At 58.5% G+C, this 20,730-nt stretch carries 20 protein-coding genes, 1 tRNA gene and 1 pseudogene; 14 read left to right on the plus strand and 8 right to left on the minus strand.

The genetic code is table 11. The annotated features are described in order from the left end of the window. Positions 1-165 precede the first annotated feature (165 nt). From nfsA to G5154_RS16790, 3 genes are all read right to left on the minus strand, one after another. Positions 166-891 (minus strand): oxygen-insensitive NADPH nitroreductase, encoded by a 726-nt coding sequence (nfsA, locus tag G5154_RS16780; RefSeq protein ID WP_421251430.1) that lies wholly within the window; start codon positions 889-891, stop codon positions 166-168. 71 nt (positions 892-962) lie between these two features. Further along, complete coding sequence (locus tag G5154_RS16785) at positions 963-2,528, minus strand: AbgT family transporter (RefSeq protein WP_337072944.1); 1,566 nt, start codon at positions 2,526-2,528, stop codon at positions 963-965. Positions 2,529-2,671: 143 nt separating this feature from the next. Further along, positions 2,672-4,624, minus strand: coding sequence for a putative bifunctional diguanylate cyclase/phosphodiesterase (locus tag G5154_RS16790; RefSeq protein ID WP_337072963.1), 1,953 nt, complete (start codon positions 4,622-4,624; stop codon positions 2,672-2,674). Positions 4,625-5,449: 825 nt separating this feature from the next. Here G5154_RS16790 and G5154_RS16795 point away from each other — a divergent pair. The 3 genes from G5154_RS16795 to G5154_RS16805 are packed head-to-tail and all read left to right on the plus strand — an operon-like array spanning position 5,450 to position 7,905. After that, a complete protein-coding gene (locus G5154_RS16795) occupies positions 5,450-6,388 on the plus strand; it encodes a LysR family transcriptional regulator (RefSeq protein ID WP_337072945.1) in 939 nt (312 codons plus the stop codon). 54 nt (positions 6,389-6,442) lie between these two features. Further along, on the plus strand, positions 6,443-7,465 hold the full coding sequence (locus G5154_RS16800; RefSeq protein WP_421251431.1) for a response regulator: 1,023 nt from the start codon (positions 6,443-6,445) through the stop codon (positions 7,463-7,465). An 8-nt stretch (positions 7,466-7,473) separates the two neighbouring features. Then, positions 7,474-7,905, plus strand: a complete 432-nt coding sequence (locus G5154_RS16805; protein WP_421251432.1) for a PAS domain-containing protein — start codon at positions 7,474-7,476, stop codon at positions 7,903-7,905. A gap of 90 nt (positions 7,906-7,995) precedes the next feature. Here the strand turns inward: G5154_RS16805 and ltaE are convergent, their stop codons facing one another. The 3 genes from ltaE to G5154_RS16820 form a co-directional block, all read right to left on the minus strand. Continuing rightward, the gene (gene ltaE / locus G5154_RS16810) at positions 7,996-9,015 is read right to left on the minus strand and encodes a low-specificity L-threonine aldolase (RefSeq protein WP_421251433.1); all 1,020 of its coding nucleotides are present in this window, start codon (positions 9,013-9,015) and stop codon (positions 7,996-7,998) included. Positions 9,016-9,127: 112 nt separating this feature from the next. Then, positions 9,128-9,829 carry a short-chain dehydrogenase gene (locus tag G5154_RS16815; RefSeq protein WP_304520825.1) on the minus strand — a complete coding sequence of 234 codons (702 nt, stop codon included), beginning with the start codon at positions 9,827-9,829 and terminating at the stop codon, positions 9,128-9,130. Between the two features lie 88 nt (positions 9,830-9,917). Continuing rightward, on the minus strand, positions 9,918-10,325 hold the full coding sequence (locus tag G5154_RS16820; RefSeq protein ID WP_005351138.1) for a helix-turn-helix domain-containing protein: 408 nt from the start codon (positions 10,323-10,325) through the stop codon (positions 9,918-9,920). Positions 10,326-10,472: 147 nt separating this feature from the next. Here G5154_RS16820 and G5154_RS16825 point away from each other — a divergent pair, with 147 nt between their 5' ends. Next, a complete protein-coding gene (locus G5154_RS16825) occupies positions 10,473-11,372 on the plus strand; it encodes an aldo/keto reductase (RefSeq protein WP_421251434.1) in 900 nt (299 codons plus the stop codon). 71 nt (positions 11,373-11,443) lie between these two features. On the opposite strand, the gene G5154_RS16830 is transcribed toward G5154_RS16825, so the two are convergent. Both G5154_RS16830 and G5154_RS16835 read right to left on the minus strand, forming a co-directional pair. Continuing rightward, the gene (locus G5154_RS16830) at positions 11,444-11,725 is read right to left on the minus strand and encodes an RNA recognition motif domain-containing protein (RefSeq protein ID WP_005337180.1); all 282 of its coding nucleotides are present in this window, start codon (positions 11,723-11,725) and stop codon (positions 11,444-11,446) included. A gap of 216 nt (positions 11,726-11,941) precedes the next feature. Then, positions 11,942-12,484, minus strand: coding sequence for a hypothetical protein (locus tag G5154_RS16835; protein WP_304520823.1), 543 nt, complete (start codon positions 12,482-12,484; stop codon positions 11,942-11,944). A 106-nt stretch (positions 12,485-12,590) separates the two neighbouring features. Here G5154_RS16835 and G5154_RS16840 point away from each other — a divergent pair, with 106 nt between their 5' ends. From G5154_RS16840 to G5154_RS16885, 10 genes and pseudogenes are all read left to right on the plus strand, one after another. Further along, positions 12,591-13,361 (plus strand): amino acid ABC transporter ATP-binding protein, encoded by a 771-nt coding sequence (locus G5154_RS16840; protein WP_127006476.1) that lies wholly within the window; start codon positions 12,591-12,593, stop codon positions 13,359-13,361. Then, positions 13,354-14,151 (plus strand): amino acid ABC transporter permease, encoded by a 798-nt coding sequence (locus G5154_RS16845; protein ID WP_421251435.1) that lies wholly within the window; start codon positions 13,354-13,356, stop codon positions 14,149-14,151. Before G5154_RS16840 ends, G5154_RS16845 begins: the two co-directional genes overlap by 8 nt. A gap of 2 nt (positions 14,152-14,153) precedes the next feature. Next, entirely contained in the window at positions 14,154-14,975 is an 822-nt protein-coding gene (locus tag G5154_RS16850) for a transporter substrate-binding domain-containing protein (RefSeq protein ID WP_421251436.1), read from the plus strand. Then, positions 14,975-15,880, plus strand: a complete 906-nt coding sequence (locus tag G5154_RS16855) for an amino acid ABC transporter permease (RefSeq protein WP_164537054.1) — start codon at positions 14,975-14,977, stop codon at positions 15,878-15,880. The genes G5154_RS16850 and G5154_RS16855 overlap by 1 nt, the downstream gene beginning before the upstream one ends. Then, positions 15,874-16,611, plus strand: coding sequence for a penicillin-insensitive murein endopeptidase (gene mepA / locus G5154_RS16860; protein ID WP_005346561.1), 738 nt, complete (start codon positions 15,874-15,876; stop codon positions 16,609-16,611). The genes G5154_RS16855 and mepA overlap by 7 nt, the downstream gene beginning before the upstream one ends. 76 nt (positions 16,612-16,687) lie before the next feature. Beyond that, a complete protein-coding gene (locus G5154_RS16865; RefSeq protein WP_164537055.1) occupies positions 16,688-17,278 on the plus strand; it encodes a LemA family protein in 591 nt (196 codons plus the stop codon). Further along, positions 17,275-18,000, plus strand: coding sequence for a TPM domain-containing protein (locus G5154_RS16870; protein ID WP_164537056.1), 726 nt, complete (start codon positions 17,275-17,277; stop codon positions 17,998-18,000). Before G5154_RS16865 ends, G5154_RS16870 begins: the two co-directional genes overlap by 4 nt. Positions 18,001-18,020: 20 nt before the next feature. Beyond that, positions 18,021-18,638, plus strand: a complete 618-nt coding sequence (locus G5154_RS16875) for a TPM domain-containing protein (RefSeq protein ID WP_164537057.1) — start codon at positions 18,021-18,023, stop codon at positions 18,636-18,638. 145 nt (positions 18,639-18,783) lie between these two features. Continuing rightward, a tRNA-Ser gene (locus G5154_RS16880) sits at positions 18,784-18,871 on the plus strand. 565 nt (positions 18,872-19,436) lie between these two features. Further along, a pseudogene (locus tag G5154_RS16885) lies at positions 19,437-20,726 on the plus strand (IS4 family transposase). The last annotated feature ends 4 nt before the right edge of the window (positions 20,727-20,730 follow it).

A 20,730-nucleotide genomic window follows, 5' to 3' on the forward strand; every position in this document is an offset into this window, starting at 1 on the left:
CAATTGCGTGATCCTACAACAGCTTACCCACTTAAGGTAGCCTGCAGATCCCCCCCTTGCCCACGTTTGTCACCAAGCTGTGCCCCCGGTCTCAGGGAGAGATTGCAGACTCAGGGGATGATGACCATGTTGATTATCTCTCCATAGTATCGCCTATTAGCGCCATTACTTGAGGTTAAAGCCCCGTGATTGCAGGAAGCCCAGCATGAAAGGACGGGACTCTTTGCCCAGAATGGCGCGGATCTGGCCACTCCAGGTCTGCTGTTTGTTGTTGCTGCTGCGGGCCTGATAGTAGTCCGCGATCTGCTGATCGTACCGGGCCAGCAGGTCGCGATCCAGCTCGTGCTGGTAGCGCTCCTGATGCACCACCAATCCCCTGGGCAGACGGGGTTTCTGCTCCGGCTGCTGGGCAGGATGACCAAGGCAGAGACCAAACAGCGGGATCACCTGATGGGGCAAGCCCAGCAGCTCGCTCACCTCGGCCGGATGGTTGCGAATGCCGCCAATAAAGACCCCGCCCAGCCCCAGCGACTGAGCTGCCAGCAGGGCATTTTGCGCCATCAGGGCGCCGTCGATGGCCCCGATCAGCAACTGCTCCGCATAACCGGTCTGGGCCTCGGGCACGATCTGGCTGTGACGATGGTAATCGGCGCAGAAGACCAGAAACTCGGCCGCCTGCACCACATACGGCTGATTGCCCGCCAGCATGGCCAGCTGCTCACGCGCCTCGGGTTCGCTGACTCGCACAATACTGGTCACCTGCAAAAAGCTAGAGGTCGAGGCGGACTGGGCGGCGGCGAGAATGGCATCCAGCTGCTGCGGGGCGATCGGCTCGGCAGTGAACTGACGAATGGAGCGATGGGAAAGGATAAGATCGATGGTCTGATTCATGGCACCTCCAAAATGAGGTAACACCATAGCGAAAAAAACGAGGGAGCCCAAGGCTCCCTCGCACACCCGGCTTAAGGGGCCGGATAGACGTAAGGGGCTTGCAACCCGAGCGGGAAGCCGAGCGCCCAGTAGAGCAGCAGAAAGATGGTCCAGCTCACCAGAAAGGCCAGTGAGTAGGGCAGCATCATGGAGACCAGTGTGCCAATCCCGGTGCTCTTCACATACTGCTGGCAATAGACCACCACCAGCGGGAAGAAGACCATCAACGGAGTGATGATATTGGAAGCAGAATCACCGACCCGATAGGCCGCCTGGGTCAGCTCGGGAGAGATCCCCACCGCCATCAGCATGGGCACCAGGATCGGGCTGATCAGCGCCCACTTGGCCGAGGCCGACCCCACCACCAGATTGACGGTGGCGGTGAGCAGGATCATCCCGACGATGGTCACCTCACCGGGCAGCGCCAGCGCATGGAGCACTTCTGCGCCGGAGAGGGCCAGCAGGGTGCCCAGATTGGAGTCACCGAACGCCTTGATAAAGAGCGCGCAGAAGAATGCCATCACCATGTAGGAGCCCATCTTGTTCATGGTGGCCGACATGGCGTCGATCACATCCTTGCCACTCTTGAAGCTGCCTGCGACAAAGCCGTAGACAATCCCGGGCAGGATAAAGAGCAGGAAGATGAGCGGCACAATGGATTTCATCACGGGAGCGGCGAAGGTGGTCAGGGAACCATCGGCAGCACGCAGCGGTGAATCGCTCGGTGACAGGGCCAACGCCAGCAGTACGATGGCCGCCAGCATGGCAAACCCGGCCCAGTTGAAGGCCCGGCTCTCTTGCGCGCTGTAGCGCCCCATCTCATCGGCACTTTCCAGATCCTCGTTGAGTGCTACGCGCTTGAGGCGCGGTTCAACCACCTTTTCGGTGATGAACCAGCCGACACAGATGATCAACAGCGAAGAGGCGCCGGTAAAGATGATGTTGCACAGGGTGTTGACCATGTAGTCAGGATCGAGCAACTGAGCGGCGGACTGGGTAAAGCCCTGCAGCAAGGCATCCCCGCCGGATGGCAGGAAGTTGGCGGCAAAACCGCCGGAGACACCGGCAAATGCAGCGGCGATCCCCGCCAGCGGATGGCGTCCGGCAGCGTGGAAGATGATGCCACCGATGGGGATCACCAGCACATAACCCGCATCTGCAGCGGTATGGCTGACGATCGCTACCAGGATCAGCATGGGGGTGAGAAAACGGGCAGGCGTCACTTTCAGCAACTTTTTCAGACCGGTATTGATAAAACCGGACTGCTCGGCCACCCCGACCCCGAGCATGGCCACCAGTACGATCCCCAGCGGGGCAAAACCGGTGAAGGTGGTCACCATGGTGGAGAGAAACTCGGCCAGACCGGCACCGGTCAGCAGGTTGTTGACCACTACCGCCTCCCCGGTACGGGGGTTGACCAGATCAAACTGGAATTGTGACAACACCCAGGAGCCGACCCAGACGATCAGCAAGGCATAAAGGAACAGCATGGCGGGGTCGGGTAATTTGTTCCCGGCTTTCTCGACGCCATTGAGGAAACGGTTCAGCCACCCCTTGGGAGGGCTGGCCGGACGGTCATTGACAGCAGCATGACTCATTATTGCGATACTCCTTTCCCTAGAAACGAGGTCGCATGCTAGCAATTTCTGCCAATCCGTCTCATGACCGATCGCAAAAGAGTGATTAATTTTGATTAAATATTGCGGGATAAAATCCCAAGTTGTGGCCTAACGCACACTTGTTACTCTGCCATTACAGCATTGAGCAGTGGATAACGCCCAACCTGACACTCCACCACGAAACCACTCGCCTCGACTTGCACCACCGTCAGCGGCTTGCTGAACAGATACCCCTGGAACACATGGCACCCCTGGGTCTGCAGTGCAGCCAGCTCGTGAGGCTCCTCTACTCCTTCTGCCATGATCCCCAACCCCAGATTGGTAGCCATGGCGGCGGTCGCCCGGATCACCGGCAGGTTGAGGCCTGTGACGAAAGAACGATCCAGCTTGATTGTATCGATGGGCAGACGATTGAGATAGGCAAGGGATGAGTAGCCGGTACCAAAATCGTCGATGGCAATCTTGATCCCCAGTTCACTCAAGTCATCGAGAATATCGAGGCACCCCTTCATATCGAGCATCAGCACGGTTTCGGTCAGCTCCAGCGTCAACAGGGAGGCATCCACTCCGTGCAGCTCCAGCTGCTCGCGCACTTGCCCGGGCAGCGCTGACGAGAGCTGGAAACCGGAGAGGTTGACGGAGACTGGCACCCGCTGATGGAAGCGCTTCTTCCAACTGGCCATCTGTGCCAGCGCGGTAGAGAGCACCCAACTGCCGATCTCGCGGATCAGCCCCATCTCTTCGGCCAATGGGATAAATTCCACTGGCGAGACATGGCCGAGCACCGGGTTGTACCAGCGCAGCAACGCTTCGTAGCCGATCAGGCGCTGTTTGGCGGCATCAACCTGTGGCTGATAACAGAGGCTCAGCTCCTGACGGCCGATGGCCTTGGCCAGAAATTGCTTGAGATTGAGCTTGCGCTGCAGAGTCTGCTGCATGCTGGGGGTGAAACGCTGCCAGCGCAGCCGCCCCATCTGCTTGGCCTGATACATGGCCATGTCGGCACGGGTGATGAGGTTGTCACCATCGTCCGCATCATCGGGATAGATGGCGATGCCGATACTGCCGCCGATGGTCACCTCAGGCAGCCCGCTCAGTTGCAGTGGCTTGGTCATCTGGGAGAGCATCTGATCGGCCACATCCTGGGCGCGTTCACTCTGGTTTCCCAAGGGAACCAACGCGGTAAACTCGTCCCCACCAAGACGTGCCAGCTCAACATCCCGCGGGCATATCTGTTTGAGGCGGCCGGCGACCCGCTCCAGCAGTCGATCTCCTGCCTTGTGGCCGTAGTTGTCGTTGACCAGCTTGAAGTTGTCGAGATCCATGAACACCAGCGCGAAACGCTCCCCCAGCCCGCAATAGGCCTCAAGGGATTTCATCAAACCATAACGATTGAGCAGGCCGGTCAGAGAGTCGTGCCAAGCGAGGTGGCGATGCTCCAGCTCCTCGAGTTTGCGATCGGTAATGTCCCGCATGGTAAGCAGAATGCGGGCACCCTGCTGGATATAGCGGAACTGATACTGGAACCAGCGCATCCCCTTGAGGGTACGGCACTCACCCTCGGTGACCACCTCATCGAGACGGGAGAGCTTCTGGTAGAAGCTGTCGTCATTGCCGGAAAATACCTGGGAGAGCTTGGCGATCTGGTGGCCGAAACACATTTCGAAGTGGTAGTTGCCGCTCTCAAATACACCGTGGCTATCGAACAGGCAGGCAAGAGTATCACCGGTCGCCAAAGAGGACTCCTGATAGAGGGTATCTGAGTCGACAACAGCTTCGGTCATCATCATCAAACGGCCTGCCAGCTGAATGCCGGAGAGACGTAGATAGATCTGCTTTTTGACCCCCTTTGGGGAGATAGTCCACCATTCGTTATAGCTACGCCCCTGCTGAAAATCACCGAGGTAGCGTTGCAACAACAGCGCTATCGCTGTCGCCATATCAGCCGAAAAGTCCCTGGAACAGAGCTCTTCAAGGGAGGTGGCCTCCCAGAGGGGGAGTGCTGCGCGGTTTGCCCAGAAAATATGGTGATGTTCGATGTCATAGACCCAGATAGGGGTATGCAGAACATCCATTGTCTTCAGTAACCCTTCGTCAAGCGTATTCATCTGGTCAAAGTCGTTCATGCTGGATGGTCACTGGTGAACCGGAAACAAACGGGCAAACCGCCGTATGCAGAATGCAAGGTGAAAACACCTCTCGGCCACTATTTCTCGCGATGGCCAAAAGCAGAAAACTGATTTCAGAAATCAATAGCAGGAGAGCCAATACAACCACAGAAAAAAGGACTCAGCCAATACTCTTGCCAATCAAAACAAATCACCTGCTCGTTTTTAACTTTTTTTCCCAGCAAAAACAAGCACTAAGAATTGCACTCTGGATACTTCAAAAACATTTTTACGATTTATAACAAACACCTGCCTACTGACAAGAAAGTCAACTGAGGGGCGTAGCGGCATTTCCCTCTTAAAAATTTCATTTATTAACCAGAGCGTTGAATAAACAAACAAAAAATCGCTACGCAGCTTAAAATAGCGACTTAACAAAGAACTTAAATACCTCAAAAACATTATCTATTCGCACGAGACCGACATGATGCATGCGCGACTCTCATCACATTCACATCGCAGAGAAAAAATTCGTCCTGACCAGCGTACTCGTCATTTTCCAACAAGATGATCCACGCCAGGTCGCCTCTCTCACTTGAGCGATCCGATAGTCCTCGTCGCAGTGAGAGTGACAACGAAAGTGCAGCAGAAAGCGTTCTCGTTCGAAGACAAAAAAGAGGTGGACTGGTATCAATAGAAATCGAATCCAGATCAATTAAACGCTGAATTACGCTTGCCAACCCGGGATGCTCTTTTTATGGTTGCCCCCTTGTTACACCCAGAACAGCGTTTATGAAGCACATCGAAGAGTTCTACCTGTTCGTCAAGGTGGTGCAAGAGGGAGGATTCTCCCACGCTGCTGCCGCACTGGGCATGCCAACAGGCACCATCAGTCGACGCATTTCACAGCTGGAAGAGCAACTGGGTTGTTCCCTGTTACATCGCTCTACCCGCAAACTCCGTCTTACCGATGAGGGGCTCAGATACTATGAGCGTCTCTGTACACCGCTTGCACAAATTGAACAAGCCACCAGCGAAATCCGGGGTAAAGAAGCTGATATCACCGGGCTTATCCGGATAGCCGCACCGATCGCGCTCTCCAACACAATCCTCATCGATATGCTGGCAGAATTCGGACTGCACTATCCCGAGGTACAGTTCGATATCACCCAAACCAATGATCATCAACACCTGTTCGACAATGATCGGGATCTGGTGTTCTTCAACGGTGAGCTGCCCCAGTCACTGCCCAATGCTATCTGTCTCGGTCATATCGAATACGGCCTGTTTGCCTCACCGCTCTATCTGACCAAAAAGGGCACGCCTTCCCACCCCAACCAGCTGGAAGAGCACGATCTCATCTACTGCTGGCCACACCAGCACTGGCAGCTGACAGACAAAGATGGCCAGAGCGTCTGCATCAAACGCAGCGCCAAACTGATCGTCAACCAGACCCAGGCCGCCGTGCGCGCAGCTCGACGTCATCTGGGGATCGTTAACGCCCCGCTGCACTACCTGAGCAGCTTCCTCCATGACGAGCAGCTGGTGCCGGTACTGACCGACTGGCAAACCGGTAATCGTCCCTTCTACATGTTGTGTTGCCAACACCAGTTCGCCCCGTTGCGTGTTAAGATGTTCGCTGAATTTGTTGAGAAATACTCCGCACGCTATCGTAACCGGCAATGGGATAACCAATTTTCACAGGGTGATAACCTCCCACATTGCATCTGACTGTTAGCGGGCCACACTTATAGCAATCCTTGCCAACAGAGCCTGCCTAACACCATGAATGTATTGATATGTGATGACTCCGGGTTCGCCCGCAAACAGCTGGCACGAGCGCTCCCGGCTGACTGGAAAGTCGATTTGCACTATGCGGCCAATGGCCTTGAAGGGATCGAACAGGTGCTGATGGGCCATGGCGATCTCATCTTTCTCGATCTCACCATGCCGGAGATGGACGGTTACGGTGTGCTGGAGACCCTGAAACGGGAAAGGCTGCGCAGCAAGGTGATCGTGGTCTCCGGGGATATCCAGCCAGAGGCCTATCAGCGGGTCATGGGGCTGGGGGCGCTCGATTTCATTAAGAAACCCGCCGCCCCCGATACCCTGCTTGCCCTGCTTAAACAACATGGTTTCTGGAGTGCTGTTCCAAGCGGTCAGCCAAGTGCCGCCGAGGCGCTGCCAAGCGGCGTGGTCGCTGATGCGGGCGTCAAAATTACCCCCGAAATTCGCGATGTCTATCAGGAGCTGGCCAACGTCTCCATGGGTCAGGCGGCCGACTTGCTGGCCCGTCTGCTCAACGCCTTCGTGGTGCTACCCATCCCCAACGTCAACGTGCTGGAGGTTTCCGAGCTGCACATGGCCCTCTCGGCAGCCGCCGATTCGGATACCCTATCTGCCGTTTGTCAGGGCTTTATCGGGGCGGGGATCGCTGGTGAAGCGTTGATCCTGTTCCATGACTCCAGCTTCAAAGATTTGGCCAAGCTGATGAACCATCAGGGAACGCTGGATCGCACCGCCGAACTGGAGCTGCTGATGGATACCGCCAACGTGCTGATCGGCGCCTTCCTGCGTGGCTACGCCAACCAGCTCGATACCCCCTTCAGTCAGGGTCATCCAGTGGTACTCGGTCAGCACAGACCCATCAACGAGCTGATCAACACCAACAAGAGTCGCTGGCGCCGCACCCTCGCTATCGAGATCAACTACCGGATCCAGGATTACGCGGTACAGTGTGATCTGCTGCTGCTGTTTACCGAAGATTCCATCGCTACCATGAACAATAAAATCATGCACATGCTCTAGGAGTGACTATGGAAATCCGTGAATTTCATTGGCTGATGAACATAGTCCAGAACCTGGACGTAGGCCTGGTGGTGCTCGACAAGGAGTACAAGGTTCAGGTGTGGAACGGCTTTATGGAGAGCCACAGCGGCCGACTGGCCGGTGAAGTACGCGATGGCATGCTGTTCGAGCTCTTTCCCGATGTGGACAGAGCCTGGTTCGAGCGCAAGGCCAACATGGTCTTCAAGCTCAACAACCGCGCCTTCAGCACCTGGGAGCAGAAGCCCTATCTGCTGCGCTTCTCCAACTATCGCCCCATTACCGGCTCGGCCCCCCACATGTTTCAGAACCTGACGCTAGTGCCACTGGCCGATTTCGGTGGTCAGGTAACCCACATTGCGGTGATGATCTACGATGCCACCGATGAGGCCATGCTGATGAGCGGTCAGCGGCAGGCGTGAGCTTGCTGCAAATAACAGAGGGCGCCGCGGCGTCCTCTGTTATTTCGGTATAAACAGGTCTCGGTATAACCTCTACCTCACCAAGCCGTCTCAACGCGCCCCGAGATACTCGGTGAAGGCGTCGATCACCTCTTCAATATCGTCATCGTTGATCTGCAGATGGGTCACCAACCGCAGCTCGCCGTAACCGGAGAAGAGGATCCCCCGCTCTTTCATAAAAGCGAGCAGAGGGGCGGACTCCCCCTCACACAGCCGCAGAAACACCATGTTGCTCTGTACCAGCGAGAGGTCGAGCTCGATGCCCGGCAGTGCAGCCAACCCTTCGGCCAGCCGTTTGGCACGGCGGTGATCATCGGCCAGGCGGGTCACATGCTGCTCGAGGGCAAACAGACCGGCTTGCGCCAGAATGCCCGCCTGACGCATGCCGCCCCCCAGCATCTTGCGCAGTCGGCGCGCACGGGCGATGAAATCATGGCTGCCCACCAGCAGCGAGCCCACCGGAGCCCCCAACCCCTTGGAGAGACAAATCGAGATGCTGTCAAACGGTGCGGCGATCACCGCGACCGGGATCTCGCTGGCCACGGCAGCGTTAAAGAGCCGGGCACCATCAAGATGAAGCTTCAAGCCGCGTTCGGCAACGAATGTCCCCATCTCCTGCAGATAGGAGAGCGGCAGCACCTTGCCATTGTGGGTGTTCTCAAGGCAGATCAGGCGAGTCTGAACGAAGTGGGCATCATCAGGTGCCAGCGCGGCCTTGATATCATCGAAGGCCAGCGTGCCGTCACGCTGCATCGGCAAGGGTTGCAGGGCCAGAGAGCCCAGCACGGCACTCCCCTGCGCTTCATAGCGATAGATGTGAGCGGCGTTGCCGAGGATGGCCCCCTCCCCACGCTGACAGTGGCTCATCACCGCCAGCAGGTTAGACATGGTGCCCGATGGCACAAACAGCGCCGCCTGTTTGCCCAGCAATCTGGCCCCATGGGCCTCCAGCGCGTTGACGCCCGGATCTTCACCATAGACATCGTCACCCACTTCGGCGTGGAGCATGGCCTGACGCATGGCATCAGTAGGCTGGGTGACGGTGTCACTTCGTAAATCGATATAGCGCATGAGATCCCTCCTGAAACAGGAGAGTGACGTTAGCCATGCGCCCCTCGCTTGGCAAGGGGCGCATGAGCAGAATGTGAAGCCAATAGGCGTCCGGGGAACCCGCAGGGGGGATTTACCAGGGCAGCGGCTGACCGTTCAGATCCAATAGCTGTCCCGATTGAGTCAATGATAACCCCTTGACGAGATTGAGCAGTTTCACCGCCACCTCGGCAGGATCCAGCAATTGATCCGCAGGCAACTCGCTCAGAAAGGGGGTATTCATTGGGGAGTCCATCAAACCGGGGGCCACCGCCACCACCCCCGCGTGCGGGAAACGCTGCGTCCACTCAAGGGCAAGGGTTTTAACCCCCATGTCGAGGGCCGCCTTGCTCATCCGGTAGCTGTAACGCCCCCCCTCCCGGTTGGCGGTAATGGAGCCAGCCAGATCGGAGATGGCGCAGAGCCACAGCGGATGGTCATTGCCCATCAACCGGCTGAAACGGGCAGCCAGCGCCAGTGTTGGCCAGGCATTGGCCAGCAGGCTGTCGCACAGCCACTTGGGGTGCACCTCTTCGACCCGCCGCTCCGGCATAAAGCTGACATCGTGCAACACGCCGATGGTATTGATCACAACGGTGGGAAGCGGATCGCTATCGTAGAGGGTAAACAAGGCATCGAACGAGATGGCATCGACATCTGGCAGCGGGAAGAAGTCCTCCATCTCGATCCCTTTGGGATAGTTGCGCCCGGCCAGAAGGAAGGACTCCTCCCTTGCCATCAGCTCTCTTGCCAGCGCCGAGCCCAGCGCACCGCTTCCGAGGATCAAGTAGCTCATCGCCCGTTCCATGGATAATTTATCTTGCTTAGAGCGTATCAGAATAATCAACCGGCCGTGACACGACCAAAGGGTAATATGCCCCTCATCACGCTTCCCCCAGATGGCGACCAAACTCCCGCGCCAGCGCCAAGTCGAGAAAACCGTCCGCTTTCTTGTGGGTGCGCAAAAACTGGTAATAGGCGAGCAGGGTGACCAGTGCCTCCTCATCGGGCAGCCCCACCCCGGGTTGCTGCTCGCCCAGCAGTAGCTGCGCCGCTGCCAACGCCTCCCTGTCTACCACTTCCGCCTGACGGTAGAGATAACCGCAGCCGGTTGCCAGCCACTCCAGCGAGCAGTTGGCCCCCATGGCGATCTGGTTGGCCCGCGCCAGGCCAGGCTCGGCTCCCTTCAAATATTTGCGGATCAGCGCTTCACTGAGCCCCACCTTGCGGGCAAACGCGCTCACGCTCATCTCTCCGATCAGGCTCTGCAAGCGCTCGGCAAATCCTTCCATCCAACTCTCTCTCCTACTCTGCGATCAGAACCAAAGTTCGAATCATGCCACTGCCCATTATTGCTTTGCCAGCCACATGAGGCCAAGATGCCCGCAGTCATCTATGTTGCACATCGTTTTCGCATCGTATTTTTCAAGGAGTCAACCATGTCTGTATCCCGTGTCGCCTTGCATCCGCAAGGCCCCACCTTCTCTCGCCTCATCATGGGTTACTGGCGCCTGATGGAGTGGCAGCTCTCTCCGGCCGCTCTGCTCGATCTGATGAAATATCATCTGGATCTGGGGGTCACCACCATCGATCACGCCGATATCTATGGTGGCTACCAGTGCGAAGAGGCCTTTGGTCACGCCCTGCGCCTCGAGCCTTCCATGCGCAGCCGGATGGAGATCGTCACCAAGTGCGGTATCGCCCTCACCGCCAAGCCGGAGCATGCTCTCAACCACTACAACACCGGCAAGGACCATATCATCGCCAGCGCCGAGGCCTCGCTGCGCAAGCTCGGCACCGACCATCTGGACCTGCTGCTGATCCATCGCCCGGATCCCCTGATGAACGCCGATGAAGTGGCCGACGCCTTTATCACCCTGAAACTGGAGGGCAAGATCAAGCACGCCGGGGTATCCAACTTCACCGCCCGTCAGTTCGAGCTACTGCAATCGCGCCTCCCCTTCCCGCTGGTCACCAACCAGCTGGAGATCTCGCCGCTTCATCAGGAAGGGACCCTCGATGGTACCCTGGATCAGTGCCAGCAGCTTGGCATCAAGCCGATGGCCTGGTCATGTCTCGGCGGCGGCCGACTGTTCAGCGATGACGCCTATGCCCCGCTGCGTGCCGAACTGGAGCAGATCCGTCAGGAAGTGGGCGCCCAGACTATCGAGCAGGTGGTCTACGCTTGGGTAATGATGCTGCCAAGCCAGCCGCTGCCATTGATTGGCTCCGGCAAGCGGGAGCGGATTGCTGCCGCCGTAGCCGCCGAATCTGTCGAGCTGAACCGCCAGCAGTGGTTCCGCATCCGCAAGGCGGCGCTCGGTTACGACGTCCCCTGATAACAGCAAAACGTCCAGAAACAAAAACGGCATGGGGGAAACCCATGCCGTTTTTTTATTGCCGAGGCACCTTAGCGGTGGCGCTGTTGCGGGCGACCACGGGGAGCATCTGTCTTCGGTTTGGCCTGGTTGACGGTGATGGTACGGCCACCGACTTCTGTGCCATGCAGACCAGCGATGGCCTTTTCGGCATCACCATTGACCGGCATTTCAATAAAACCAAACCCCTTTGACTGGCCGGTATCGCGGTCGATGATGATATCAACCTTGTCGACCTGTCCAAACTGGCTGAACAGGGTTTTCAGTTCGTCGGCCGTCATCCGGTACGACAGATTTCCTACGTAAATCTTCATGCCATCCACTCTCGATTCAAGGTGCCTTCTCTATGCAATTCCCAGCATAACGGTAAGGGCACAACCCCTATGCCGGACCTGCCATGGCTTCATGCCGTGGCCTTCTCCACACTGTCGTCAAGTGATTGATCTCTTGGGTTAACAGTGCAGACAAGATCAATTCGAGTCACTGGCAGTATCTGAGCTTTGCCGAGAATTGTCGAGAAAATAGTCGACTCAGGCCGATTGCAGATCTGACAACCGTTGCGCCAGCCTCCGGCGACCGTGCCAGGCCCGTTTAAAGCCGAAGCGATAGACCGACGGGCTCACCAGATGGAGCTCCCCCGCCTTGAGATCCAGTAAGGCTATGGCCGCCGCCAGCTCCTCTTCACTCAGTTGCAGATCGAGGCTGAAGTCGAGCCACTGGCCGTCGTGACCCACTCGCCGCTCCCGTTCGAGCGCCACCAGCTGGCTGCGGGGCAGCGCCAGCGCCTCATCCTTGTTGCCATTGAGCAGATAGATATGCTGTTCATCCCACCCCAGCTCCGCCAGTCGCCAGGGCTGCCAGCTGCGGGGCAGCGACACCATGATCCCGGTGATACCACCAAAGACCACGCCCACCCAGTTGAGCAGCGCCATGGCGCCCCAGCCATCCCACAAGGAGGCTGCCACCACGCCCCAACTCACCAGCAACAACAGAAAAATGACGCAGCGATAGCGAACCGCTGGCGGCATCAACAGCTGCACCTGCGAATCGGCAAGCAAGGATGTAATACGCATGAAAAGCTCCTGTCATCACGAAATGGCGCCATTGTGAATAGCCATCAGGATGCTGACAAGGGGGTTTTCTTTGTCATCCCCCTATAAAATCAATACCATGGCGTAAATGATTCTCAGTGGAACCCGCTTCTTGACCAGCTCGCAACCCTGTGTGCGCTTTTGTGGCGTCGACAAATTCTATGGCGACTTTCAGGCTCTTCATCACATCGATCTCACCATTGAACGGGGAGAGAAGTGGGTTATCTGTGGCCCGTCAGGCTCGGGAAAATCGACCCTGATCCGCACCATCAACGGGCTGGAGGGGATCGATGGCGGCCAGCTGTTCCTGTTTGGCGAGCCGGTGACCCCTTCCTACCTGCGCCGCCTGCAAGGTCGGGTTGGCATGGTGTTTCAGCAGTTCAACCTCTTCCCCCATATGACGGTGCTGGAGAACCTGATGGTGGCGCCGGTGCATACCTTGGGGTTGCGCCCTCAGGAGGCCAAAGCCCGGGCGCTCGGGCTGCTCGAGCGGGTGCGCATTCAGGCACAGGCCGACAAGTACCCACACCAGCTCTCCGGCGGCCAGCAGCAGCGGGTCGCCATCGCCCGCTCCCTCTGCATGCAACCCGAGCTGATGCTGTTTGACGAGCCCACCTCCGCCCTCGACCCCGAGATGATCCGCGAAGTGCTCGATGTGATCCGCGAGCTGGCTGACGAGGGGATGACCCTGATCTGCGTTACTCACGAGATGGGCTTTGCCCGTCAGGTGGCGGATCGGGTGCTCTTTATGGATGAGGGGAAGATCATCGAGTCAGCCCCGCCCGCCCAGCTGTTCAACGCCCCCCGGCATCCGCGCACCCGGGCCTTCCTCGAACAGGTGCTCAGCTATCATGGCTAGGCTCATACGCCCCCGCCTGCTCGGCTGGTTGTCAGGCACTGTGATGCTCTCTGCGCTACTGGGCTGGGCGCTCTATAGCGGCGCTCGCCAGATGGGCTATGAATGGCAGTGGCCGCGGGTGTTGCCTTTTCTCGGCGAATGGGATGAGGGAACCTTTTATTCCGGCCCCTTGCTAAACGGCCTGCTGGTCACTTTGCAGGTGGCGCTGCTCAGTCTGTTGGGCACGATGGCGGTCGGTGTGTGCGTGGTCAGCCTGCGGTTGCTTCCCTCCCGGCTCGGCCCCTGGCTCGCCATCGCCTATCTGGCGCTGGTGCGCACCACGCCCCAGCTGGTGCAGCTCTATATTCTCTATTTCTTGCTGGGCCCCATGCTGGGATTGGCCCCCCTTGCCTGCGCCGTGTTGAGCCTCTCCCTCTATCAGGGGGCCTTCACCGCCGAAGTGCTGCGTGCAGGTGTACAGGCCATTCCCAAAGGACAGTGGGAGGCAGCCCAGTCGCTTGGCTTGTCACGGGCCATCACCCTGCGTAAGGTGACCCTGCCCCAGCTGGTGCGCATCACCTTGCCGCCGCTGACCAACGAGCTGGTCTCCCTTATCAAACATTCGGCGCTGGTGAGTGTGATCGCCATCTTCGATCTGACCAACGAAGGGCGTACTCTGGTTGCCGATACGTTTCTGACCTTTGAGGTGTGGTTTACCGTGGCCGCCCTCTATTTGCTGTTAACCCTGACGCTGTCAGCCTGTTCGCGGGCGCTGGCCCTTCACCTGAATCCGGATCAACAAGGACGCTAACCATGAATCTGTCATTCAAGACCACCCTGTCGGGCGCAGCCCTGCTGCTGGCAAGCCTGCTCACTCCGGCACTGGCAGAAACAACCCCATCCGACACCCATGCGCAGATCGAGCAGAGCGGTACCCTGCGGGTCGGCATGTCCACCTTCGCCCCCTGGGCGATGCGCGACAAGCAGGGGGCGCTAATCGGTTTTGAGATTGACGTGGCCCGTCGCCTCGCCACAGATAACGGCTGGCAGGTAGAGTTCGTGCCTACCGCCTGGGATGGCATCATCCCCTCCCTGTTGGCGAAAAAATATGACGTCATCATCGGCGGCCTCACCATCACCCCCGAGCGGGAGAAGAGCGTGCGCTTCACCCAGGCCTACTCCCATTCGGGGGTGCAGCTGGCCGCCTCCAGCACCATGGCCAAAGAGAAGAAAACCGTGGAGGACTTCAACCAGCGCGGGGTGATCCTGGCGGTACGTCGTGGCGCCTCACCGGTACAGGTGGCAAAAGAACACTTCCCCAAGGCCACCCTGCGCCAGTTTGATGACGAGTCACAGGTATTTCAGGAGGTGCTGAACGGCCGCGCCCACGGCGCCCTCTCCTCTTCCCCGAAACCCGAGCAAGAGGCACTACGTCACCCGGATGCCCTCTTTATGCCGTTTGCCGAGCCGTTGGCACAAGGCGATGAAGGCTTTGCCCTGCGCAAGGGGGATGATGCCCTGGCTGAACAGTTCAACGAGTGGATCGCCGCCCGCCAGGCCGATGGCTGGCTCAAGGCGCGTCATGACTACTGGTTCAAGTCGCTGGCGTGGGAAGCACAGGTCGCTAACCCCTGATGCTGATTGCTCTAAAAGAGACCATCCGGCGCATCGTCCGTGGGGCATGTCGGAACATCAACTGGCTGGATGGGGCGATCGCCCTGATCCTGCTGCAGGCAGGCCTCTGGCTGGCCAGCCGCCTGCACATCGGGGTGGCCTATCAGTGGCGCTGGCATGAAGCCTTCGACCTGCTGTTCACCCCAGGCCCTCACGGCGAGTTGCCCTACTTTTTCAGCGGTCTGCTCACCACCTTGCGCATTGCCCTGCTCGGCATGGTACTAGCGCTGCTGCTCGGCACTGCGCTGGGGGTAGCCGCCTTCAGCCGCCGCCCCTGGCTGGTGATGCCCGCGACCCTGTTTATCCAGCTGATCCGCAATCTGCCGCCGCTGGTCTTTATCTTCATCTTCTACTTCTTTATCGCCAACCAGCTGCTGCCTGCGAGCGGCCTCTCCCGCTGGCTCGGCACCGTATCGCTCTCCCCGTGGCAAGAGGCGCTGTTTGGCCCACCAGCCCGCTGGGAGAACCTCATCTCAGGCACCCTCTGCGTTGGCATGATCAGCGCAGCCTTCGTCGCCGAGATCGTCCGCGCCGGGCTGGCTGCCATCCCCCGTGGCCAGTGGGAGGCGGCGCAGAGCCTCGGGCTCTCCCCCTGGGTGCGGCTGCGCCATGTGATCCTGCCGCAGGCCATGCTGCTGATGTTGCCCCCCCTCACCGGTCAGCTCATCGCGCTGGTGAAGGATACCGCCATCGTTTCCCTTATCTCGGTGCAGGAGCTCACCTTCGTCGGCACCGAGATGGCCAACTCCAGCGGACTGGTCTACGAGATCTGGCTGCTGGTGGCCGCGGCCTATTTATTGATATGTTTGAGTCTGTTCGTATTGCTGAGCCGACTCGAAGCAAGACAAGGAGCACGCAGATGCTGACGTCCCTGTTGCTGGCGACCGTATTGCAAGCGGAAGCCATCGGCGGTTATGCCGCCGGTTGCCTGAAAAACGGTGTATCCCTGCCCCTCGAAGGGCCGGGTTATCAGGTGATCCGCACCAAGCGGCTACGCTACTACGGCCACCCCGACCTTATCCACTACCTGCAAGCGCTGGCCAACCAGACCCGCATGGCCGGGCTGCCGGATCTCTACATCGCCGATCTGGCGATGGCCCGAGGCGGCCCCTTTACCTCCGGCCATCGAAGCCATCAGACCGGACTCGATGCCGATATCTGGTTTCGCATGGCCAACCGCCCCATCAGCAAGTGGGAGCAGGATGCCCCCAAGGAGTGGGCGCTGATCGACGAACCCAGCTACAAGATGTTGCCGGGCCGCTTTGGCCCACAGCAACTCACCCTGCTGCGGCTGGCGGCCAGCAAACCCGAGGTCGCCCGCATCTTTGTCAATCCGGTGATCAAATCCGCGGTCTGCCAGCAGGCTGGTAACGAGCCCTGGGTCGCCAAACTGCGCCCCTGGGTGGGCCACTTCAGCCACTTCCACGTACGGCTGCGCTGCCCGGTAGGCAGCCCCGATTGCGAACCACAGGCCCCCATTCCGCCCGGCAACGGCTGCGGGGAAGAGCTGTCCTCCTGGCTCAAGGACAAGCCCCAACTGCCCAAGGTCTCCGGCATTAACAAACCACCAATACTTCCTGCGCGTTGTCGCAACTGACCCCAAGCTGGTATGGTGATGCACTATTCGCAAGGCGCTATACGTTCCATTCAAAATTGCATAGGAGAACAACAAGATGGCCACATCACTCTGGCGCAGAACCGCGCAGAGCCTGTTGACCCTGACCCTGCTGCTCAGCCTGACCGGCTGCGGCATGAACAACATTCCGACCCTGGATGAGCAGGTCAAGGCGAGCTGGGGACAGGTGGAGAACCAGTATCAGCGCCGCGCCGATCTCATCCCCAATCTGGTCGCCACAGTCAAGGGCTACGCCAGCCATGAGCAGGAGACCCTAAAGGCGGTCACCGATGCCCGTGCCCGGGTCGGCAGCGTGCAGGTGAGCGATCCTGCCCAGCTCAAGGAGTTTGAAGCGGCGCAGAACCAGCTCTCCAGCGCCCTCTCCCGCCTGATGGTGGTGGTAGAGCGCTACCCCGAGCTGAAAGCGGATCAGCAGTTCCTTGCCCTGCAGGCCCAACTGGAAGGAACCGAGAACCGCATCTCGGTGGCTCGTCGCGACTATATCGAGGCGGTACGCCAGTTCAATACCGAGATCCGCACTTTCCCCGGCGTTATCTGGTCCAAGCTGCTCTACTCGGATCTGGAGGCCAAACCCAGTTTCAGTGCCAAACCCGGTGCCGATGAGGCGCCCAAGGTCAGCTTCCAATGAAGATGATGCTGCGCTGGTTTCTTCCCTGTCTGCTGCTCTGGGCCAGTGCCCTGCAAGCGGCACCGGACTTCCCGACGCTGAGCGGACGGGTAGTGGATGAAGCCAGTCTGATGTCCCGCAAACAGGCCCATCAACTGACCCAACAGCTGGCCGCCTTTGAAAAGCGCAGTGGTATCCAGCTGGTGGTGGTCTCTGTCGATAGCCTCGATGGGGAGACTATCGAGGAGTACGGCTACCAGCTCGGTCGCCACTGGGGGATCGGCCAGAAAGGCAAAAACAATGGCGTGTTGTTGCTGATCGCCCAGGATGAGCGCAAGGTGCGGATCGAGGTGGGATATGGGCTGGAAGGCGCCCTGCCCGACGCCATCGCCGCCAACATCATCCATGGCCGCATCCTGCCCGCCTTCAAGCGCGGCGATATGGTGGCCGGGATCATGGCGGGCAGCCAGAGCATCATGAAGGCACTCGCCGGAGAATATCAGCCGGTCGAGCAGCCAAAGAGTGACAACGGTGGCGGCCCCTGGCTGTTTATTCTGGTGGTGATTGCGATGATCGTGCTCCACAACCTGCGCGGCGGTGGTGGCGGTGGGCCAGGAGGACGACGTCGGTCGGCCTATATGGCTGGTGGATTGGGTGTCGGCTCCTTTGGTGGTCGCTCCGGCGGCGGATTCAGCGGTGGCGGCGGCAGTTTTGGCGGCGGCGGAGCCTCCGGTGGCTGGTAACAGGAGTAAAGAGACAAATCATGATATCTAAACAGTTCTTCCACACGCTTCAGGCAAAGGTGCGCGAAGCGGAGCTAGAGACTGATGCTGAACTGGTCACCGTGCTGGCCCCGGCCAGCGATGGCTATCGCTACATTCCCACCCTCTGGGCGGCGCTGCTGGCGATGCTCACGCCGCTGCTGGTGTTCCAGCTCGGCTTCTGGCTAGGCTGGTACGAAATCCTGCTGGTGCAGTGGTCGGTCTGGCTGCTGCTGAGCCTGCTGTTCCACTGGACCCCCATCAAGATGCGGCTCATCCCGAAGAAGGTTTGCCAGCACCGGGCTGCGCTGATGGCTCGCCTGCAATTTGTCGAGCAGGGGCTGCACCGCACCCGCGACCGGCTCGGGGTGCTGATCTTCGTCTCGGCCGCCGAGCACTATGTAGAAATACTGGTGGATGACGGCATCGCCCAGCATATCGACAACGGCCAGTGGCAGGAGATCATCGACGACTTCGTGGCGCGCGTGCGCAACAAGGAGATCGAACAGGGTTTTCTGGAGTGCGTGGAGCGCGTTAGCGCCATTCTGACCGACGCCTTCCCGGCCACCCGGGATCAAAACGAGCTGCCGGACAGTCTGATCATCCTCGATAAGCCCTGATCCGGTTTAAAAAACCGGCATTCTGCGCAAGGGTTAAGCATTCGGAAAAGATTATGAAAAATAAGGGGAAAAGAGGTTGACCCACACAGTCCTTTCCCCTAAATTACGCCCCGTTCCAGCGTAACAGCGCAGCGAACGAAAATTTGGTGAGGTGTCCGAGTGGCTGAAGGAGCACGCCTGGAAAGTGTGTATACGGCAACGTATCGAGGGTTCGAATCCCTCCCTCACCGCCAAATTTAAAAAAACCGACCTCATGGTCGGTTTTTTGCTTTCCGGAAAAACAAATACCGGACAAGTATTGCAGCGACAAGAACAGGTGGACGCTCTCGCCAGGCCCTCGCCTCTATGAGCAACACCACTCCAACTCGACGGCTCAATCCAATAGACCCCGGCACATCCCATTCAACAACGGGTGGGAGATGAACTTGCTCATCGCCGCCAGTATCATTCGTCGGCATTCGCCCTTCTTCTGCTGAAGGGAGAAACCTCATCCAGAACGCCCCTTAGAGCAACAGTAGGGCACTACAAGTCGCGTCGGTGGCCACACCCACACTTCTTCTTATCACTCCATATGACCACGGCCAGGCTGTCACCGCGTATCGCGCCGTTATGACAGCAGGAAGGATAACTAAAAGGCGTGGTACCTTTTTACTCTCATCTACGGCTCACTGCGTCCTTACAACCTGGCGTGCTTACAAAAAAAGGCCGCTCAATGAGCTAATGCCGATCAGTTAAGGATCTGATCGATCATTCTGCTGTGTAAAAATCCAGAACATGTTGATTGGTTTCGGATTTTTTATGCATATAGCTCAAGTTTCCGACTTCCTCTACGCCAGCAATGCCGCTCAGTTCGAGTCACTCTCAGACCTCATTCCTCCCGAGCTCATCACAACGCAGCTCGCCGAAGAGGATGTCGCCACCCTGCGTCATCGCCGTATGCCAATGGAGCGTCTGGTACGGATCATCATCGGCATGGCGATCTTCCGCCGCATCCCCATGACCCAGCTAGTCAATCAGCTCGATATCCTTTTGCCCGGCAACCGCCCTTTCGTTGCCCACAGCGCTTTCCTGCAAGCTCGCCAAAAACTGGGGGACAAGATTATCGAACGGCTGTTTCACGAAACCGCATCGCGCTGGCACCAGCAGACCCCCCGCTTGGGCCACTCGCCGTCGATGGTGTGGTGCTACCCCGAACAATGCCGCTGTCTTTACCAAACCTGGCACGCGGCATGGCGAGACTGCCTATCCGCAAGTAGGCATGCTCTGCCAGATGGGGCTCACCAGCCACCTGCTTGTACAAGCGGTCATAGAGAGCTGCGGCGTCAACGAGATAGTACTGGCCAAGCAACTCATCGCGCACACCGGACCACTCGCTCACCCTGTTCGACAAGGGGTTCTGCGCCCTCGACTGCTCCACGCATGGCAAACAACCGGCAGCGAACAGCACTTGGTTGCTGCCACTCAAAAAGGGCTCCCAATAAGCGGTGGTACGCAAGCAGGAGGTCAGAATGCTCTGGTGCATCTCAAAACCAGTCCACAGGCGAGGAGGAAGTGCCCGCAACTGGCTGGCATGGTGGCAGCGTGCTTGCTGACCCGCCACATCAATGGCAAGGAGCGGCAAGTGCTGACCTCGATGGTCGACCCGATGCGTTTCCCGGGCGCCGACATTGTCGAGCTCTATAGCCAGCGTAGGGAAATCGAGTTGGGCTGTCGGGAGATGAAGCACAGCCTGCAACAACATCGGCTGACCCTGCCTGGCAAAAAGGCGGCGGGGATACAGCAATAACGGTGGGGCGTGTTGCTGGCGTACAACCTGCTGCGCACCAGATGGTGATGATGGCGGCGAGTTTGAACGAATACACGGCGAACCAGCGGAGTTTTCACATGGCGTCGATGTCACTCATCCATGAACTGAGCTGCATACCGTACCTGTCACCGGGGCGTCTCCCGAAGCGGATGACAGAGCTGGAGAAGCAGGCAGTTTGTGCTGCAGGCATGACGGGAGCGGAGTTACCCCGCAGTGTGAAGCCAAGACCAGAGAAGTATGGAGTTAAAAAATCCAATAAAAACAATGTCACTCAGGCTTAACTGA

The organism is Aeromonas sp. 600527 (assembly GCF_049175415.1).
GTDB lineage: Bacteria > Pseudomonadota > Gammaproteobacteria > Enterobacterales > Aeromonadaceae > Aeromonas > Aeromonas veronii_A.

Bases quoted from the DNA above. Each gene is read 5' to 3' on its own strand.
- nfsA (WP_421251430.1), bottom strand. From the start codon at position 891: ATGAATCAGACCATCGATCTTATCCTTTCCCATCGCTCCATTCGTCAG.
- G5154_RS16785 (WP_337072944.1), bottom strand. From the start codon at position 2,528: ATGAGTCATGCTGCTGTCAATGACCGTCCGGCCAGCCCTCCCAAGGGG.
- G5154_RS16790 (WP_337072963.1), bottom strand. From the start codon at position 4,624: ATGGATGTTCTGCATACCCCTATCTGGGTCTATGACATCGAACATCAC.
- G5154_RS16795 (WP_337072945.1), top strand. From the start codon at position 5,450: ATGAAGCACATCGAAGAGTTCTACCTGTTCGTCAAGGTGGTGCAAGAG.
- G5154_RS16800 (WP_421251431.1), top strand. From the start codon at position 6,443: ATGAATGTATTGATATGTGATGACTCCGGGTTCGCCCGCAAACAGCTG.
- G5154_RS16805 (WP_421251432.1), top strand. From the start codon at position 7,474: ATGGAAATCCGTGAATTTCATTGGCTGATGAACATAGTCCAGAACCTG.
- ltaE (WP_421251433.1), bottom strand. From the start codon at position 9,015: ATGCGCTATATCGATTTACGAAGTGACACCGTCACCCAGCCTACTGAT.
- G5154_RS16815 (WP_304520825.1), bottom strand. From the start codon at position 9,829: ATGAGCTACTTGATCCTCGGAAGCGGTGCGCTGGGCTCGGCGCTGGCA.
- G5154_RS16820 (WP_005351138.1), bottom strand. From the start codon at position 10,325: ATGGAAGGATTTGCCGAGCGCTTGCAGAGCCTGATCGGAGAGATGAGC.
- G5154_RS16825 (WP_421251434.1), top strand. From the start codon at position 10,473: ATGTCTGTATCCCGTGTCGCCTTGCATCCGCAAGGCCCCACCTTCTCT.
- G5154_RS16830 (WP_005337180.1), bottom strand. From the start codon at position 11,725: ATGAAGATTTACGTAGGAAATCTGTCGTACCGGATGACGGCCGACGAA.
- G5154_RS16835 (WP_304520823.1), bottom strand. From the start codon at position 12,484: ATGCGTATTACATCCTTGCTTGCCGATTCGCAGGTGCAGCTGTTGATG.
- G5154_RS16840 (WP_127006476.1), top strand. From the start codon at position 12,591: ATGATTCTCAGTGGAACCCGCTTCTTGACCAGCTCGCAACCCTGTGTG.
- G5154_RS16845 (WP_421251435.1), top strand. From the start codon at position 13,354: ATGGCTAGGCTCATACGCCCCCGCCTGCTCGGCTGGTTGTCAGGCACT.
- G5154_RS16850 (WP_421251436.1), top strand. From the start codon at position 14,154: ATGAATCTGTCATTCAAGACCACCCTGTCGGGCGCAGCCCTGCTGCTG.
- G5154_RS16855 (WP_164537054.1), top strand. From the start codon at position 14,975: ATGCTGATTGCTCTAAAAGAGACCATCCGGCGCATCGTCCGTGGGGCA.
- mepA (WP_005346561.1), top strand. From the start codon at position 15,874: ATGCTGACGTCCCTGTTGCTGGCGACCGTATTGCAAGCGGAAGCCATC.
- G5154_RS16865 (WP_164537055.1), top strand. From the start codon at position 16,688: ATGGCCACATCACTCTGGCGCAGAACCGCGCAGAGCCTGTTGACCCTG.
- G5154_RS16870 (WP_164537056.1), top strand. From the start codon at position 17,275: ATGAAGATGATGCTGCGCTGGTTTCTTCCCTGTCTGCTGCTCTGGGCC.
- G5154_RS16875 (WP_164537057.1), top strand. From the start codon at position 18,021: ATGATATCTAAACAGTTCTTCCACACGCTTCAGGCAAAGGTGCGCGAA.